Origin of the sequence: Microbacterium lacus (assembly GCF_002812805.1) — a bacterium.
Classification (GTDB): Bacteria; Actinomycetota; Actinomycetes; order Actinomycetales; family Microbacteriaceae; genus Microbacterium; species Microbacterium lacus_A.
The window spans coordinates 159,075-175,661 of sequence record NZ_NMUM01000005.1 but is presented as its reverse complement, the minus strand read 5'-3'; the positions used below and the strand labels follow the sequence as shown (position 1 = coordinate 175,661).

General features: G+C 66.3%; 20 protein-coding genes. All 20 read left to right on the top strand.

The genetic code is table 11. The features are described 5' to 3' along the window. Positions 1-95 precede the first annotated feature (95 nt). The 20 genes from CGU34_RS01350 (at position 96) to CGU34_RS01255 (ending at position 16,553) form a co-directional block, all read left to right on the top strand. Positions 96-434, top strand: coding sequence for a hypothetical protein (locus tag CGU34_RS01350; RefSeq protein ID WP_100813025.1), 339 nt, complete (start codon positions 96-98; stop codon positions 432-434). Positions 435-556: 122 nt separating this feature from the next. Next, positions 557-1,027, top strand: a complete 471-nt coding sequence (locus tag CGU34_RS01345) for a hypothetical protein (protein WP_198517640.1) — start codon at positions 557-559, stop codon at positions 1,025-1,027. Next, positions 1,028-2,782, top strand: a complete 1,755-nt coding sequence (locus tag CGU34_RS01340) for a terminase large subunit domain-containing protein (RefSeq protein WP_100813024.1) — start codon at positions 1,028-1,030, stop codon at positions 2,780-2,782. A gap of 15 nt (positions 2,783-2,797) precedes the next feature. Continuing rightward, positions 2,798-4,228 carry a hypothetical protein gene (locus tag CGU34_RS01335; RefSeq protein ID WP_100813023.1) on the top strand — a complete coding sequence of 477 codons (1,431 nt, stop codon included), beginning with the start codon at positions 2,798-2,800 and terminating at the stop codon, positions 4,226-4,228. Next, on the top strand, positions 4,218-5,258 hold the full coding sequence (locus CGU34_RS01330) for a hypothetical protein (protein ID WP_100813022.1): 1,041 nt from the start codon (positions 4,218-4,220) through the stop codon (positions 5,256-5,258). The genes CGU34_RS01335 and CGU34_RS01330 overlap by 11 nt, the downstream gene beginning before the upstream one ends. A gap of 73 nt (positions 5,259-5,331) precedes the next feature. Further along, positions 5,332-6,030 carry a hypothetical protein gene (locus CGU34_RS01325; RefSeq protein WP_157811178.1) on the top strand — a complete coding sequence of 233 codons (699 nt, stop codon included), beginning with the start codon at positions 5,332-5,334 and terminating at the stop codon, positions 6,028-6,030. Between the two features lie 33 nt (positions 6,031-6,063). Next, a complete protein-coding gene (locus tag CGU34_RS01320) occupies positions 6,064-6,513 on the top strand; it encodes a hypothetical protein (protein ID WP_100813020.1) in 450 nt (149 codons plus the stop codon). A 4-nt stretch (positions 6,514-6,517) separates the two neighbouring features. Continuing rightward, positions 6,518-7,522, top strand: coding sequence for a major capsid protein (locus tag CGU34_RS01315; RefSeq protein ID WP_100813019.1), 1,005 nt, complete (start codon positions 6,518-6,520; stop codon positions 7,520-7,522). A 73-nt stretch (positions 7,523-7,595) separates the two neighbouring features. Beyond that, positions 7,596-8,063, top strand: coding sequence for an SAP domain-containing protein (locus CGU34_RS01310; protein ID WP_100813018.1), 468 nt, complete (start codon positions 7,596-7,598; stop codon positions 8,061-8,063). 3 nt (positions 8,064-8,066) lie between these two features. Further along, a complete protein-coding gene (locus tag CGU34_RS01305) occupies positions 8,067-8,486 on the top strand; it encodes a hypothetical protein (RefSeq protein ID WP_100813017.1) in 420 nt (139 codons plus the stop codon). Further along, the gene (locus CGU34_RS01300) at positions 8,483-8,833 is read left to right on the top strand and encodes a hypothetical protein (RefSeq protein WP_100813016.1); all 351 of its coding nucleotides are present in this window, start codon (positions 8,483-8,485) and stop codon (positions 8,831-8,833) included. The genes CGU34_RS01305 and CGU34_RS01300 overlap by 4 nt, the downstream gene beginning before the upstream one ends. Position 8,834: 1 nt before the next feature. Further along, the gene (locus CGU34_RS01295) at positions 8,835-9,182 is read left to right on the top strand and encodes a DUF5403 family protein (protein WP_100813015.1); all 348 of its coding nucleotides are present in this window, start codon (positions 8,835-8,837) and stop codon (positions 9,180-9,182) included. 5 nt (positions 9,183-9,187) lie between these two features. After that, the gene (locus CGU34_RS01290) at positions 9,188-9,625 is read left to right on the top strand and encodes a hypothetical protein (RefSeq protein WP_100813014.1); all 438 of its coding nucleotides are present in this window, start codon (positions 9,188-9,190) and stop codon (positions 9,623-9,625) included. A gap of 55 nt (positions 9,626-9,680) precedes the next feature. Next, positions 9,681-10,283, top strand: coding sequence for a hypothetical protein (locus tag CGU34_RS01285; RefSeq protein WP_100813013.1), 603 nt, complete (start codon positions 9,681-9,683; stop codon positions 10,281-10,283). Positions 10,284-10,370: 87 nt separating this feature from the next. Further along, the gene (locus CGU34_RS01280; protein ID WP_100813012.1) at positions 10,371-10,868 is read left to right on the top strand and encodes a hypothetical protein; all 498 of its coding nucleotides are present in this window, start codon (positions 10,371-10,373) and stop codon (positions 10,866-10,868) included. 119 nt (positions 10,869-10,987) lie between these two features. Continuing rightward, a complete protein-coding gene (locus CGU34_RS01275; RefSeq protein ID WP_100813011.1) occupies positions 10,988-11,263 on the top strand; it encodes a hypothetical protein in 276 nt (91 codons plus the stop codon). A 12-nt stretch (positions 11,264-11,275) separates the two neighbouring features. Further along, positions 11,276-14,170 carry a phage tail protein gene (locus tag CGU34_RS01270; RefSeq protein WP_100813010.1) on the top strand — a complete coding sequence of 965 codons (2,895 nt, stop codon included), beginning with the start codon at positions 11,276-11,278 and terminating at the stop codon, positions 14,168-14,170. Beyond that, positions 14,163-15,026, top strand: coding sequence for a hypothetical protein (locus tag CGU34_RS01265; RefSeq protein ID WP_100813009.1), 864 nt, complete (start codon positions 14,163-14,165; stop codon positions 15,024-15,026). Before CGU34_RS01270 ends, CGU34_RS01265 begins: the two co-directional genes overlap by 8 nt. A gap of 27 nt (positions 15,027-15,053) precedes the next feature. Continuing rightward, on the top strand, positions 15,054-15,722 hold the full coding sequence (locus tag CGU34_RS01260; protein WP_100813008.1) for a hypothetical protein: 669 nt from the start codon (positions 15,054-15,056) through the stop codon (positions 15,720-15,722). A 27-nt stretch (positions 15,723-15,749) separates the two neighbouring features. Further along, a complete protein-coding gene (locus tag CGU34_RS01255) occupies positions 15,750-16,553 on the top strand; it encodes a fibronectin type III domain-containing protein (RefSeq protein WP_157811177.1) in 804 nt (267 codons plus the stop codon). Positions 16,554-16,587: the final 34 nt, after the last annotated feature.

The window sequence follows — 16,587 nt, the reverse complement described above, 5'->3', positions numbered from 1 at the left end:
GCATTCTGTTCAGATCCGGGCCGTTGCCGAGGCATTTCAGAGCTTCCCGCTCGCCGAGCGGGTTGGTTACAGCCGGATCAACCCAGGAGAACGTCATGTCTGACGCACCCATCCCGTCCATCGGTCGAATCGTCCACTACACGCTCTCCGAGAGCGACGCGGAGGCGATCAACCGTCGCCGTGACGACGCGGTCGCCGCGGCACACAACCCGCGGCACGCTGACCGTCAGAAGCCGATGGGCGAGCAGGTCCACTTCGGGAACCCCGTCCGTGAGGGCGACGTCTTCCCCATGATCATCGTCCGCGTGTGGGGAACCACAGCGGAGTCGGTCGTGAACGGCCAGGTGCTGCTCGACGGCAACGACTCGCTCTGGGTGACGTCCGTCGGCGTCGGCGAGGGCCCGCGCCGGTTCGTCTGGCCGCCCCGCGTCTGACCCGAAGGCTTCGGCCGCTGAGCCTCGATCAGCGGCCACACTCTTCCCTCCTCGATTCGGGGCGGGCTTCCGTTCCGGATGGAGATTCCCATGCTCAACGACCAGATCTCGGCGGTCGCCTGATGGCCGGCAACGGCCCGCCCGCGAACCCGACGCGCTCGAGGTCGCGGGACACGGTCGTCCGCGACATGATCAAGTCCGACGGCAAGATCGGCGGCTTCGATCTGCCCGACGACGTGCTCCCGGTCGATAAGGAGACGGGGGAGCGGGAGCAGTGGCACCCGCAGACCGTCCGCTGGTGGAACAACTTCCGCGAGTCGCCGCAAGGCACCCGGATGGTCACCGCCGTCGACTGGGACTACCTGCTCGACACCGCGCTCATGCATCACGTCTCGTGGATGAGCGGCGGGAAGAACTCGGAGCGCTTCGCTGAGATCCGGATTCGGGTCGCGGCGTTCGGCGCGACGCCGGCCGACCGCATGCGCCTCCGTCAGGAGATCGAGCTGCCGCCCGAGCAGTACCCCGCGGGCGATGGCACGTCGCCGAACATCACGTCGATCAACGATCGCCGTGAACGACTGACAGGCTCGTAAGTGCCCCGGCGGCTCATCCGGCACCGTGACCACGACCGGAACCGGTCGCTTGGGTGGATCGCTACGTGGTGGATCGAGTCGTTCGTCGTTCACGGCCGTGGCGGCGTGCAGGGCATGCCGATCACCTACGGCGACGAGTACACCGGCTTCATCGTCGATTGCTACGGCATGGACGCGGCCGGCAAGAGGTACTACAACTCGGCATTCTTCTCCCGCCCGAAGGGCACGGACAAGTCGGGCCTCGCGGCCGCGCTCGTCCTGTTCGAGGCGTTCGGCCCCGCGCGGTTCGCCGGCTGGGCCAAGGGTGGCGAGACGTACGAGTTCCTCGGGCAGGTCTACACCTACGCACCGGGCGAGCCGATGGGCAAGGAAGTCCGCAACCCGGTCATCAAGATCATGGCGACCGAAGAGGGCCAGACCGGCAACGTCTTCGACAACGTCTACTACAACCTGAACACCGAGGGCACGCCCCTCCACGTGCTCAAGACCGCGTACGGCGTCGACGTCGGCAAGACGCGCATCATCCTCGCGACCGGCGGCACAATCACGCCGACGACATCGGGCGCCGCGTCGAAGGACGGTGGCCTCGAGACGTTCGTCGTCTTCGATGAGACGCACCTGTACGAGACGCCCACGCTGCGCGACATGTACTCGACCGTCTCTCGAAACCTCGACAAGCGCCGCAAAGAGGGCACGTGGTTCATCGAGACCACGACGATGTACGAGCCCGGCGCGGAATCGATCGCCGAGGACACCTACTTCCTCGCCGACATGATCGAAGAGGGCAAGGCGCGCCGCCCCAAGCTGCTGTTCGATCACCGCTGGGCGGACGTCGAGTCGATCGAGAAGATCAAGGTCCCCGACCCGCTCTCGCCCCGTGGCGAGAGGCTCGAGACCGAGGAAGAGTACATCGACCGGCTCCGCGCCGCGTTCATCGAAGCGTTCGGCGACGCGATGGCGTGGCAAGACGTCGAAGACATGATCGACTCGCTGTTCGACATCCGCCGTGCCGAAGAGGACACGTACCGCTTCTTCTTCAACGCGGTCGTCGCGGGGAAGAACGCGTGGATGCGGCCGACGATCTGGTCCAAGATCGGCCTCGAGCACCTGATGGCCGAAGCGAAGGCCGCCGGCACGAAGCTCGGCTGGCTCCCGCCCCGCGCCGGCGACATGATCGCGCTCGGCTTCGACGGTGGTCTCACCTCCGACGCGACCGTGCTGATCGGCTGCAGGATCTCCGACGGGTACATCTTCCCCATTGGCATCTGGGAAGCGCCGGACTCCAAAGAGGCGAAGCACTGGCAGGTCGACCACCAAGAGGTCGACGCCGTCGTCGCAGCGACTTTCAAGAAGTACAAGGTCGTCGCGTTCCTCGCAGACCCGCCCCACTGGCGCGACTACGTCGACAGCTGGGAGAACAAGTTCGGCGCCGACCTCAAGGTCAAGGCCACCGATGTCAAGCCGATCACGTTCGAGACCGCGCGCCACACCGAGATGGCCCGCGTCGTCGAGCGCACCGAGACCGCGATCAAGACCGGCGAGCTCCGCCACGGCAATCACAAGGCGCTCACCCGCCACGTGATCAACGCCCACCGATGGAAGCGCGCCGCCGGCGACGTCATCGGCAAGGACCGCAAGGGCTCGATGAAGAAGATGGACGCCGCCGTGGGCATGTGCCTCGCGGTCGAGGGCCGCGCCCGATACCGCAAGCAGTTCAAAGACACAGCAACGGGCGTGCCCCGACGAGTCAGATAGCAGGGAGGTGGTCCGATGCTCGAGTTCACGAGTATCGCGGGGTCGGACGACTGGTGGCTCATTCGCCTCTGCAACCAGCTCGGCGAGGGTCTGCCGCGCATGCACAAGATCACGCAGTACCGCGACGGTAACGCGCTGATCCCGGACAACATGTGGGAGGGCTCGCGCGAGGGCTACATGCGCCTCATGCGCCGCTCGCGGCTCCACGTCGCCGAGACGATCCGCGACGCCCGCACGAACCGTCAGATCGTCATTGGCTTCCGCACCGGCGCCGCGAACGACGACGCCGGCGACAAAGCGGCCATGAAGAACTGGAAGACGTCCAACATGGGCGTCCAGGCACGGCCTTTCTTCAACGACACCGCCGACTACGGGTCCTCGTACATCCTGACCCGCCAGGACGAGAACAACTTCCCCCTGTTCCAGACCCGCAACGGGTGGAACACGGCGACCGAGCCCGACCCGTCCCGCCCGTGGCTCACCCGATTCGCCGTCGTCGTCACCTACGACGCCGTCAACCAGGAAGAGATCGCCGTCCTGTTCGGCCAGGGCTGGTACCGCGTGGCCGTCCGCCGCTCGGCGTTCGCCACCCTCCCGACCAACGGGACGAAGTGGGTAGTCAACTCCGACTGGAACTGGGCCGGCGACCGCGTCCTGACGCCGTGGACCCGACGGAACCTCATCGTCCGGAACCAGACCGTCGACGGATTCGGCGTCTACGAGAAGCACCTCGACACGATCGATCGCATCAACGAGATCACGCTCAACGCGATCACGCTGATCATCACCCAGTCGTTCCGCCAGCGATCCGTCATCGGCGACCTCCCCACGCACTTCCCCGAGGGACACCCCCAGGCGGGCCAGGAGATCGACTACGACGAGATGTTCAAGGCCGGCCCCGCCGCGCTCTGGATGCTCCCGATGAACTCTCAGATCATCGAGTCCGCCGCGTCCGACGTCCGACCGATCTACGCCGCCCGAAAAGACGAAGTCGAGACCCTTGCATCGCTCACCGCGACGCCTCAGTACGTCTTCCAGTCCGACAGCGCGAACCAGTCCGCCACGGGCGCCGAACTCGCCCGCGAGCAGCTTGTCTTCGCCGTCAACGCGATGAACGACCAGGCCGAAGTCTCCCTCATCCACTCCCAGTCGACCGCGTTCGAGATCCTCGGTGACGCACAGCGCGCAGAGGTCACCGACCTCGAAGTCATCTGGGGCAAGACCAACCCGGCCACGATGGCCGAGCGCGGTGAGGCGGCACCGAAGTTCAAGGCCGGCGGCGCCCCGCAGCGCTGGATCGACGAGCACATCCTCGAGATGACGCCCGCCGAGCTCGAGCGCGCAGCCACCGACCGCCAGGACGACGCATTCCTGGTCTCGCTCGCCGCGCCCGCCACGGCCACGGCCGCCGCGACCGTGAACCCCGGAGCACAGGGTGGCGAGTGACGAGCGCACCACGCTCATCGTCGATCGGTACGCCGCTCAGCAAGCGACGCTGATCACGCAGCTGGTCCGCGCTCTGCTCGGAATCTGGGCACCGTTCGTGTGGTGGGGCCGCCCCGACATGGTCAACGCCTACGCGGCCCGCTCAGCGGTCCAAGTCGACGTCGCGCTCAGCCAGACACGTCGACAGGCCCGCGCCTACGCGGTGGCACTGCTCCGCGAGCTGGACGCCGCGCCCGGCCGGCTCCCTGACCCGATCGACACGTATGAGCGCGGCGGCACGCCGATCGTCGAGGTCTACAAGCGGCCGGCCCGGCAGCTCGAGCACGCTAAGCGGATCAAGAAGCCCTCGGACGAGCAGATTCGGGCGTTCGAAGATCGACTCACCTCGATCGTCGCCGACGACGTACGAATCACGGCGCGCGACGAGATCCAGAAGGTCAACGAGGCCGCACCGAAGGTGATCGGCTACCGCCGGGTGCTGCACCCCGAGCTGACCAGGACGGGCCCGTGCGGTCTGTGCATCGTCGCAGCGTCCCGGTTCTACACGGTCAAGGATCTCCTCGAGCTGCACGGCGGATGCGTCTGCGAGACCCTCCCCATCACCGCCGACTCCGATCCAGGTCTGCGCCTCAACCGCGCCGACCTCGACGCGATCTACGCGGCCGCGGGATCGAACTACGCCGAAGACCTCAAGCGCATCCGCGTCACCGTCCGCGAGCACGGCGAGCTCGGCCCCATCCTCGTCCGCGAGGGGAACAGCTTCCGCGAGGTCGACGACGTCAACCGCGAATCCAAGCGCCGCGAGTTCACCCCCTACAAGCGGATGACGCAGCGCGACGACGTCACCCAGTGGTCCGCGATGCGCGCCACCTCCGAGCGGTCCATCGAGATTCTCGAGGCCGCGCGTGACGCCGGCACGAACCTCGTCGACATCACCGGCGGCAACTCGCCAATCCCGGTGAAGGACATCGAAAAGGCGATCGAGTTTCACCGCTCGCTTATCGCCCGCGCGGCGCGTCACGCCGCCTGAACTTCCCGCGTCAAGCGGGCAGACCCATCCCCGATCCGGGCATGGGAATCGCTTCCGATATGGAGGAAACCCCATGCCCCCGTGCATGCTCAACCGCCGCCCGCCGTGGATCGTGTTCGTCGATCCCGACCCCACCGGCAGCAGCAAGCCGCCCGTCCCGTCACCCCCGCCGGGCACCCAGACTCCCGAGGAATTCCTCGCCGAGCACGGGTTCCCGAAGGACACGGCCGTTGACGACATGACCCCCGAGCAGGGTCGCGCCTACTGGCGCAACATGTCCAAGACGAACCAGAAGGAGGCGGAAGCCTTCCGGAAGCTGGGCAAGACACCCGACGAGATCCGAACGATCCTCGCCGACGCCGAGACCGCTCGGCAGGCCGCGCTCACGGCCGATCAGAAGGCGATCGAAGACGCGAAGCAGACCGGGTTCTCCGAAGCTCGCGAGAAGTTCGCTCGCCCCGCAGTTCACGCGATTCTCGTCGCCCGCACCAAGGGCGCGAAGGAATCCGACGAGGACGCCGCCACACGCGTGAGCGGTCTCCTCGATGTGCTCGACGTCACGAAGTTCGTGAACGCCGAAGGAGTCCTCGACGCCTCAAAGGTCGAGACGTTCGCTCAGTCCATCGCTTCGAAGGACAGCAACGACGGGACACCCGGCGGCGGTCTGCTGCATCAGGTTCTCGGCAGTTCGACGCCTGGCCAGCAGCAGTCCGCGGGTTCCGTGGACGCCTACCGCAAGCAGGCGCGCGAACGCATGGCCCCGAAGCAGTAACCCAACCACCCACCACTCCACAGGAGGCACATCATGGTCGATTTCCAGACCACGACGAGCACGGTCGGGAAGAAGCTCGACACACGCTGGCGTGCAGGTAAGCACGGCCAGGAGTCGGCTCGTCCCGGGCAGCTCGACCCCACGGCATTCACCGCGGGTACCCACTACAACATCGGCGGCGCGACCGACAACGTCATCCCCTCGGGGACCGCAGTCGCCCTGCTCGCGAGCGGCCTGTATGGCGCTTACAACTCGACGGCAGGCAGCGCGGGCGACCCGCGTCGCAAGCTCGCCGGGTTCGTCAACGACGACTACGGCGTGGAGCTCGCACCCGCCGGCGCGTCGACCACCGGCGCCAAGCCGACCTTCGCCCTGCTCGTCCACGGCATCGTCAAGAAGTCCCGTCTGCCCATCCAGGCGCAGGCGACGACCCTTGCCGCGGCCGAGGCCGTGACGGGCTCGTTCATCTACGTGGAGGACTGAGGACATGGGCTTCACACCCAACTTCCGTACCCCGGTTCAGCTGACGGGTGTCGCTCGCGCGGCATTCGATCTGCAGGTCGGCCAGTACATCACCGACGGTCTTCTGCCCGTCAACGAGACCTACGACATCAACTTCTCGTTCGGTGTCACCCAGGCGGCGCTCCCGCCCGCGGCCTCGTTCCGTTCGTTCAACAGCGAGTCGGACGTTGGTTCGCTCGGTGTCAGCGAGTCGCGTTCCGGCAAGCTGCCCCCGATCAGCCGCCGGCTGCACGTCGACGAGTACCAGCAGCTGACGATGTACCAGTCGTCGGATGACCTCATCGGCGCCGAGTTCGAGCGCTACGCGACATCGCTGGGCCAGGCGTTCGCGCTGCGGTTCGTGATGGCGCAGGCCGAAGCGATCACGGCCGGCAAGGTCACGATCGCCGAGCGTGGGCTCACTTTCGAGGTCAACTACGGACGCAAGGCGGGCCTCACGGCCAACGCGGCGACCCCGTGGTCGACCATCGCGACGGCGGACCCGCTGACCGACATCGAGGGCCTTCGCGCCGTCTACGGACGTCGCATCGGCCGCATCGTGCTCAGCCGCCAGGCGATGGGCTACCTGCAGACGAACGCGAACATCATCAAGATCGCGATGCAGCGCGGCTCGGACCTGCCCCCGCGGATCTCGGTCGAGGACGTGCGCGCGGTGTTCCGCGACTACGGCCTCGGCGAGATCGTCGTCAACGAGGAGGTCGTGACCAACTCGGCCGGCGCAGAGGTCCCCCTCTTCGCCGCGGACAAGGTCATCATCCTGCCCGCTGCCGGCGCGGTCGGCCGCACCGATCTCGGTGTCACCGCGGAGTCGATCCGCACCGACACCGGCATCGCCCAGTCCGAGCGGCCCGGCCTCTTCGCCGGCGCGCTCGAGTCGGACGACCCGTCGGGCTACGACGTGCTCGTCTCGGCGATTGGCCTGCCGATCCTCACCGACGCCAACGCAACCGGCGTCATCGACGCGTTCTAGGACGCGTCACAGGGGGCGCATCCCTACCCGGGGTGCGCCCCCACCCCGAACACCTGACTGGAAGGTCTGTGAAGTGACCACGATCATCAAGCACGTCTCCGCACGGCACCCCGAGACGATGGAACTCGTCAACTTCGTCCCCGGCGACGAACTGCCCAAATGGGCCGAGTCCGTCATCACCAATCCCGTTGTGCTCGGCGAGTACAACGTCCCCGACGACGGCGCCGGCGCGGCCGGTTCGTCCGACGACACGACCGGCGAGAAGCCGCTCGACAAGATGTCCAGCGCCGAGCTCAAGGCTCTCGCGAAGACGGTCGGCGCGCCGCAGACGGGCAACAAGAAGGCGCTCATCGAGGCGATCACGGCGAAGCGCGCCGAGGCGGCCAAAGCGACCGATGAGTCGTCCGACGACTCCGCCAGCGGCGAGACCGACGAGCGCGGCACGCTCGTGGCAAAGGCGAAGGAGCTCGGCCTCGAGGTCACCGACGAGACCACCGACGTCGAGCTGCAGGCGCTGATCGAGAACGCCACACAGGAGTAGGTCATGGCGACGCTCCCCGATGTGGCGGCCAACACCGCTCCCGCGCACTACGCGGGCGATCTCGAGGCACTCGGGCTCACCACCCCGTTTGTCACGGGCAAGCTGAACGAGGTCGTCGACCTCATCAGCGTGCGGTGGGGCTCGATCGTCGAGGAGCGCCTTCGCACCGGCAAGCTCCCCACGCGCCTCTACAAGGCCGTCGTGTGGCGCGTCGCATCCCGTGTTTTCGAGAACGTCGAGGGTCTCAAGAAGGAAACCGAGGGCGCCTACGGGTACGAGCGGTCCGCCGCCGTAGCCTCCGGCACCCTCTGGTTCACCGAAGACGACGAGCGCGACCTCACGGGCACGGTGCAGCTCAAGAAGTCAGGCGGTCGCATCGGCACCGCGACACTCCATCCGCACCGGCCCGGTTTCCTCGCATGAGCCTGCTCGACCGGCGCGCGCCACACGTCGTCTACGTCCAGAACCGCAAGACGGAACGCGACAACGAGGGCAAACGCATCATGGTCGACGTCGGTCCGCGCATTGCCGTGCGCTGCATGCACGAGCCCGTCCGCGACTGGTCATCCGCCGAAGAGACGCCGACGCTCGGTCTGCAGGTCACCGACCTCAAGATCATCCGCTCCCGGCTGTGGCCCGGCGACATCCACTCCCATGTCTACTTCGACGGCGGGGTGCACGAGACCGTCGGTGCACCGCAGGCACATTCCGTGTCGCGTCGGACCCGGCACCACCGCATCACTGTGCGCTGGATCGCAAAGGAGGAGTGACATGGCCTCCGCATTCGTGAATCAGAACGTCCGCGTCGTCACGGCGCAGATCGCCGGCGAGAGCCAGTCGATGGACACCGCGGCGGGCCGGATTCTCCTCACCGCCAAATCGCTCGCGGCGCAGCACCGTGACACCGGCAACTACATGGACAAGCTCCGTGTGGTCGACGTCCCGGGTGAGAGCGGGACTGGGCGCACCGTCAAGGATCGCCTCGTGGTCGCTGACGACGCGGCTGCAGCGTCGATCGAGTGGGGCCACATCGTCCGCTTCCCCGGTCAGCGGCGAGCCAAGTTCGTGCCGGGCCAGCACATCATGCGCCGTGCGCTTGCCGCCACGGGAATGAGGTAGCGCTCATGCCGGGCCTGCTCCGCGCCGACCGAATGTTCCAGACGCTGTTCACCGAGATAGCTGCCGGCATCGAAATCGATTCTGCTCCCGAGGGCATCACGGTGGCCGCCGACCTGGACATCGGCTCCTTCATGGAGATTCCGTTCCTCACTCATTCGTCGAACTACGCGCGCGATCGGAACGGCCCGCACCTCTGGACCGTGACGCTCAGCGCCAGCATCTTCCTCGAGCCGCTCGGTGCACTCGACGTCGTGAGTGCCATCGACGACGGCATCTGGTCCTGGGACTACCCCCTCAACGGCATCGTGTCCGGAATCGGTGCCGTCGAGTCCATCGACGAAGAACTCTCCGCTTTCTCACGACTGGGCGGCGAGGTCCAGATGAAGAACAAGGTCGTGACCCAATACGTGGGCTCTTGGCAGCTCACCGTCCAAAACCGCTAATCCCTTCTGCGCGCGCCGTCCGGCGTGCGGGTCTGCACACCACACAGGAGGAACCGTGTCTGTCGACGCAACCAAACTCGTCATCCCGGGGCACGGGACTGTCTTCCACGCCCCCGTCAACACCCCGCCGCCGGCGAACCCGCTCGTGCTGCCCGGAGGCTTCAACCTCCAGGCAAACGGCCCGACGCCCTGGGCGAACCTCGGCCACACCTCGAAGCAGAACACCATCGCGTTCACGAAGGAGGGCGGCGAGAAGGAGTCGATCGACACCTTCCTCGCGGACGCCGTCCGGACGACGTCGACGGGTGTGACCTGGGGTGTGAACGTCGCTGCCCTGCAGTTCGACGCCGACAACCTCGATCTCGCCTTCAACGGCGAGTTCAACCCGGATACGGGTGGCTACATCGTCGCGTCGCCGGCACCGATCAGCGTGGCCCTGTTCCTGTACTTCCAGGACACCACCGGCTCGCTCGGCTTCTGGCTGCCGAACACCGAGGTCTCCCTCGGTGACGCCCCCTCGGTCGACACCGCGCAGTTCTTCGAGCTGCCGCTCGCGGTCTCGATCCTCTCCGCCGACGGGGAGACCATCCCCGCCGTCAACGGCCGCGCCGGCCTGTTCGAGATCTTCAAGTCCGGTCTCGTCGCGCCCACGCCGTAACCCAAGATCCACCCCCCGGGTGCAGTTCGCAGACCCGCCCGGGGGGTGGCACCACCACAGGTCTGCTCTGCCCGAAAGAGGTCTGCCATGACAACTCCCGCCAAGCCCGCGTCCGCTCGCAAGCCGGCGGCGCCGCGCGCGACAACTCCGCGCCGCCCGCAGGATCGCAAGCCGCCGGCCGCGAAGCCGACCGAGCCGGCGCCCGAAGAGAGCATCGAGATCGACCCGGTGAAAGAGCGCGAAGCGGCCGAGCGCCGCGCCGAGCTGCTGGAGGACATCCCGGAGCTGCGCCCTGCTGCCCGTTTCCGTCTGCGCCACCGCAACGACTTCCACAACCTCGTGCTCGAAGCGAAGAAGTCGGGAGCGTTCGAAGGCGGCAGCGATGACAGCGAGCTCGACTTCGACATGGACAAGCCCGAGGACATCGTGCGGTTCCAGAAGCTCCAGGAATTCGTCGTGTCGATCGACGAGTGGGCGGAGACGATCGCCGAGGACATCGACGCCTACACCCTGTGGTCCGAGGGCAAGACCGAAGAGACCTTCATCGCCCTGTTCGTCGAGTACCGGGAGGCGCTGGGGGAATAGAGGCGCTCCGAGACCTCGTCGACGAGCTCGACGAACTCGGGGCGCTGCGCGCCGACCTCCAGCAGTTCTACCAAATCAACATCGACGACGTCTGGTCGGGCGAAAAGGATGCACGCCACGTGCTGATCCTGTCGCACCAGCTCGTCCTCAACCCGCACTCGCGGGTCTTCGCAATCCGCGGCGGTAGCCCGGACCTGCAGGGGTGGGACGCAGCGACAGTCACTGCCGTGCGGACTCACAACCTCATCGCCGCGCTCCTCACTGGGCTCTCCGGCGGCAAGCACGACGAGTCGATCTTCATTGACTACCCGGGACGCAAGCCCGAAGAGGACGAGATCCATTTCGCGACGATCGCTGATTTCAGCGAGGCGATGTTCAACAAGTTCATGTCCTGAGAGGGGTCACGCATGGCGTTCAGCCCCGGCCGCAACGTAGGACGAGTCTCGATCCGCGTCGTTCCCGACACGACCAAGTTCCGTGCCGAGCTCAAGCGTGATCTCGACAGGTTCGCGCGCACGACGACCATGAAGATCCGGGTGGACGGTGTCCGCCTCGACAACCGCGAGATTCGGGCGTCCATCGAACGCCAGATGCAGGAGTTCAAGGGGCTCGACCTGCAGGCGAAGGTCGAGGTGATCGTCGACAAGGCGCGACTCAAGAAGACCGCGCTACGCAAGTCGATCCAGGCCCAGTTCGACGACTTCGAAGACATCCGCGTCAACATCGCGGCGCAGATCCAGAACGTCGAGCGTTTCGAAAAAGAAGTGCGCGACATGGTGCAGCGCGCGAACCGGAACAAGGTTTCAATCGGTGTCGCCGCGCACACGGCCGCCGCGGCCGCGCAGATGCGATACGTCTCGCGCCCCCGGTTCGTGGACCTCTTCGTCCGGGTGAACAAGACGTCGGTCGCTGCAGCGCTCACGACACTCGCGGCCCTGTCTGGCGCGCGCCTGTCGTGGAAGTGGATCGACGATCTCGCGCAGAAGATGGGCGACCTCGATAAGAACCTGCCGTCGCTCCTCGGCTGGACGACCGGAATCACGTCACTCGTCGCGGCCCTGTTCGGCGCCACGAGTGGGCTCGTCGGCATCGGTGGTGGTCTGTTCTCGATCCTGCCGGCCCTCCTCGTCGCGCCGGGCCTCTTGATCAACGCACTCGGGTCTCTGACGGTCCTCATCGTCGCGCTCAAGAACGCGGGCAGCGAGCTGTCCGTGCTCAAGGACGACATGAGCGAGCTCGGCGACATCATCAACGAGACCTTCTGGACTCGGGCACGGCAGCCGATCATCGACCTCGTCCAGGGGCTCATGCCCCAGCTGCGTGTGGCGTTCCGTGACCTCGCGGAGGGGATGGGCGACTTCACGGCGGCCATGTCCCAGGCTTTCGGCGAGGAACTCGCTAACGGCCGCCTCGCGTCGATCTTCTCCGGCATCGCCGAGGGCTGGCGAATCCTCGGGTCTGGAGCGAGCGGGTTCGCCGGCGCGCTCGTGTCGCTGTCGCAGATCGCCGCGACCTACACGCCTCGCCTCGCGTCGTGGTTCGTCCGTCAGGCGAACACGTTCGACGCGTGGCTCGAGTCGATCGCCAACGACGGCCGCCTCGGCGACTGGATGGAAACGGCCATCGACTCGATGTACGACCTCTGGGACGCCACGACCGGCGTCGCGGGCGTCCTGACCGGCATCTGGCGGGCATCGGAAGCGGCCGGCGGCGGCGGGCTCAAGGGCTTCGCGGAGCTGATGCAGGACTGGAAACGCGTCACCAACGGCGCCGAATTCCAACGTGGCCTCACCGCGATCTTCCGCGGCTCGAGCGTGGCGATGTCCGCATTCGGGGACGCGATCCGCGCCATCGGGCGGCTCGTCGCGGACCTCGACAAGCAGTTCGAGAGCTTCATCGGCTCCGCGGGCATCTTCCTCGGTGGGCTCGTCGGGGCATCCGCGAACGCGCTCAACTCGCCGGTCGTCGGCAAGGGACTGCAGGAGTTCTCCGACGGACTGATCACCGCGCTCGATCGGATCACCCCCTCACTCCAGCCAATCGCCGACACCTTCGGCAATTTCCTCGGGCTGCTCGGAGAGCTCGCGTCCACAGTGCTCCCGGCCGCGGCCGGAGTCCTCGCGGACCTGATGCCCGCTATCGACGGCCTGATCCAGGCTGTGAAGCCCGTGCTCGAGCCACTCGCCACCGCACTCACCAGCATCTCGGAGGTCCTCGGCCCCGCGATCTCGGGTCTCGTCGAGACACTCACTCCAGCGCTGCAGGAATCGTTCAACTCGCTCGCCGACGGGCTCGTCTCAATGGCGCCGTCGCTGGCTTCGCTAGTCGATTCCGTCGGGCCCTCCCTGGCCGCCGCGCTCGAGGGATTCAACGCGATGCTCGGGCCCTACCTCAGCTTCTTCTCGGGATGGCTCAACCTCCTTGCGGGGGCAAGCGAGGCTCTGAGCAACCTGTCCTTCCTCTGGGACGACAACCAGCTCAAGACCGTCACCGACGGAATCATCGAGCGAGGTGGCTGGATCGGTGACGTGTTCACCTGGGCGAACGAGTTCGACGTCTGGTTCGACTCTCTCGTCGGGCGATCGGGCGCGGTGGGTAGCGAGTCGGGTCAGGCGTTCGTTGATGGTCTCAATGAGAGAATCCGCACCAACGACTTCAACCCGCTCGATGATTTCGACCCCAAGATCGGCGAATTCGAAACGAACGGAAGCAGCGCCGGAGGCGGGTTCTCCCGAGGACTGACACAAGGTATCTCCGGCGGGATGGCGGCGGCTATCGAAGCGGCCCGCTCAGGCGGCTCCGCAGGAATGGGCGGCTTCGGTTCCGGAGCAGGGTCCGGCCAGCCCGGAGCGCTCTCGCCATTCCAGTCCCTCCAAGCGGCCATTGGTGGCGTGTTCGCAGGAGCTAGCGGGTGGCTCGTCAACGCGGGCTCCTCGATCATGGGTGGCCTGCTGGCAGGTCTCCGGTCCGCATACGAAAGCGTCAAGTCGTTTGTCAGCGGAATTGCGACCTGGATCGTGGCGAACAAGGGTCCGATCTCGTACGACAAACGACTTTTGATTCCCGCCGGTCGGTCGATGATGCAGGGCCTCAACGCGGGGCTCCGGAGCGGATTCGTCGAGGTTCAAGCGAACGTGCGCGGCATCGCCGACAACATCGCGGGTCAGTTCGGTACCGCCAGTGGCAACCAGTCGCGGGACAGCGCTGCCGGACGGCCCATCAACGTCACCATGCCACTTCTCCCGGGCGAGACCCCTGAGGAGCAGCGCGACAACCTCGTGAGGACGCTACGCAATGTCTGACCTCATGCTCGATATCGATGGTGTCCGCTTCGACGGAATGCCAAACGGCCTGCGGTGGATCGCCAAAGACGGGCTGGATGGTTGGTGGGACTCGGCGGAGACCACCGAGGAGTCGGAACTGCTCGGCGATGACGACGGTGAGCACGAAGACGTCGACGTGTTCGTCGGGGGGCGTCGCGTGAACCTCGACCTCTGGGTCGAATCGTCTTCGTCCGACTGGGCCGAAAAGTACGTCCGTCGCTGGGCAAGCGCGCTCTCCAAGAAGCGCGACCTGCGTTTCCGCGTATTCCACGCGGGGGAGTGGCTCAGTTTGCGAAATGCCCGCATCCGCGGAAAAGCCACCGTCATGCCGCAGCGCTTTGCGATGAATCGCACACGAATCCAGATGACCGTGCGTTCCGCTGACCCGCGGAAGTACGGAGCGCCCGACCATGCATCTATCGACGCCACCGCTTCGGTTTCCGGCGGTCTCGAGTTCCCGTTGATGGATGGGTCGCTCGACTTCTCGACCGGCGACGACGTCGACTTCCCCGGAGTCTTTCGCATTGAGAACCCCGGGACTGCGCCTTTCTTCCCTTGGTTCAGGGTCACTGGCCCGATGGACCGGTTCACGATCACCACAGAGACGCACGTCATCGAGTACGACGGTCCCGTCGAAGCGAACGAGGAACTCATCCTCTCGCCCCACATCGGCGGCCGGGCCCTGCTGGACGGGGTGGACGTGTCACACAACATGACGCGCGCCGACTGGGTCCCAGTCGATGGCGGAACCACACGCGGATACCTGCTCACGCCCGAAAACCCGCGCGCTGGCGCACAGCTGACTTACGAATTCTGGCGCGGCACCTACTGGTAGCCGCGCACCAACCGGAGAAGGAGACTCATGGGTACCACGGAGATCAGCGCGGGCCTTGTCCTCGACCGGAACTCGGCGGGCAATGGCACGCCGGCGGTTGGATTCCGGCGAGCACTCGCAGCACTGTTCCGTCAGTCGAGTCCCGGTGTCGCCACGCCAGGACGGCTAGGCGAGGACCACTTCGTTGTGACGGGCAAGACGAACATGTCCTACGACGTCACCGGGGGCGGCGTTGTACTCGTTCGCTCCAGCGCGCAGGGCGCCTATCTCGTTGGCTCCTACCAGACGGTCAACGTCACGACCGATCCCACCGGCGGGACGAACCCTCGGTGGGACCGGATCTACGTTCACCAGCCCGACCCTGGCCTTGACGGTCCATCGACCGTGCCGGGCGCCATCATCGGCGTGGCGGTCGGCACCCCAGCGCCTTCGCCCGAACTTCCCGCGCTCCCCGCCGGCGCACTCGAGTTGCGTAGGAAGCTCGTCGGCGCGAGCGCGGTGAACACGATCGATGGCGCAGCGTTCACCGACCAGGCCCCAGTAACCGGCCTCAACCTCGGCGGCGCGCTGCCGATCGCATTCGGTGGCACGGCCGCGACCTCAGCCATCCAGGCGCTCCAGAATCTCGGCATCTACGTGCAGCCCACCCAGCCTGCCTACGCCGACAACCGCGTCTGGATCAAGGTCCCCTCGTAACCACCTTCGAATCGAGAGGGGGCCCGCATGGGCGCTCAAGGCGCGATGGTGAACAGCCAGTACGCGATCGAGATACACACCATGATCGCCGGCCAGAACTACGGCGCGAATCAGTCCACGGGCTACTTCGAAGCACGCCTCGTGAAAACCACCGGGACGAACTACACCGGCTATTACAGCGGCACGGGCGGTGCTTCGTGGGAAGCGTGGGCGGGAGGCGGCTACTGGGCCGGCACCACGCGTTATGACTTCCGCGGACAAGGTGCAGGTTTTTACGTCGTCCTCGGCTCCGACTATTTCGTGATGAATCACGACGCCAACGGGAATCTGAACTACTCGTACTCGGCTCGAGCATCAATGCCGAACCCGCCAGGCGGTAGCGCCACAACTCCAACCGGCACGGACGCCGTAGCGCGCATCCCGAAAGCGCCAGATGCGCCAACAATGGTCGCGCTCGACCAGATCACAGCGACGTCGATGCGTGCGCGGTTCGCCGGTAACGGCGACGGCGGCGGGGGCATCTCCGGATGGCAACTGCAGTATTCATCTCATCCTGCATTCGCCGACGGCGGAGTCGTGATCGGCAGCAGCGGGACGAGCATCCTCAACGCACTGACACCCGCGACCGACTACTTCGTACGTGCTCGCGGCCTCAACGCCTACGGCGCTGGACCCTGGTCCGCACCAATCAGCGCACGGACCCTCTCGGGCGCCCGCCTCGGCCGGGGCGGTTCATTCCCGGGCGTCGAGGTCTACGTCGGCAAGGGCGGCTCGTTCGTCCTCGCTGAGGTGCTCGTCGGCAAGTCCGGATCTTTCGTCCACGCCGAATAGATCACCCACACACCGCGCCCGCTCCCGGCGGGAT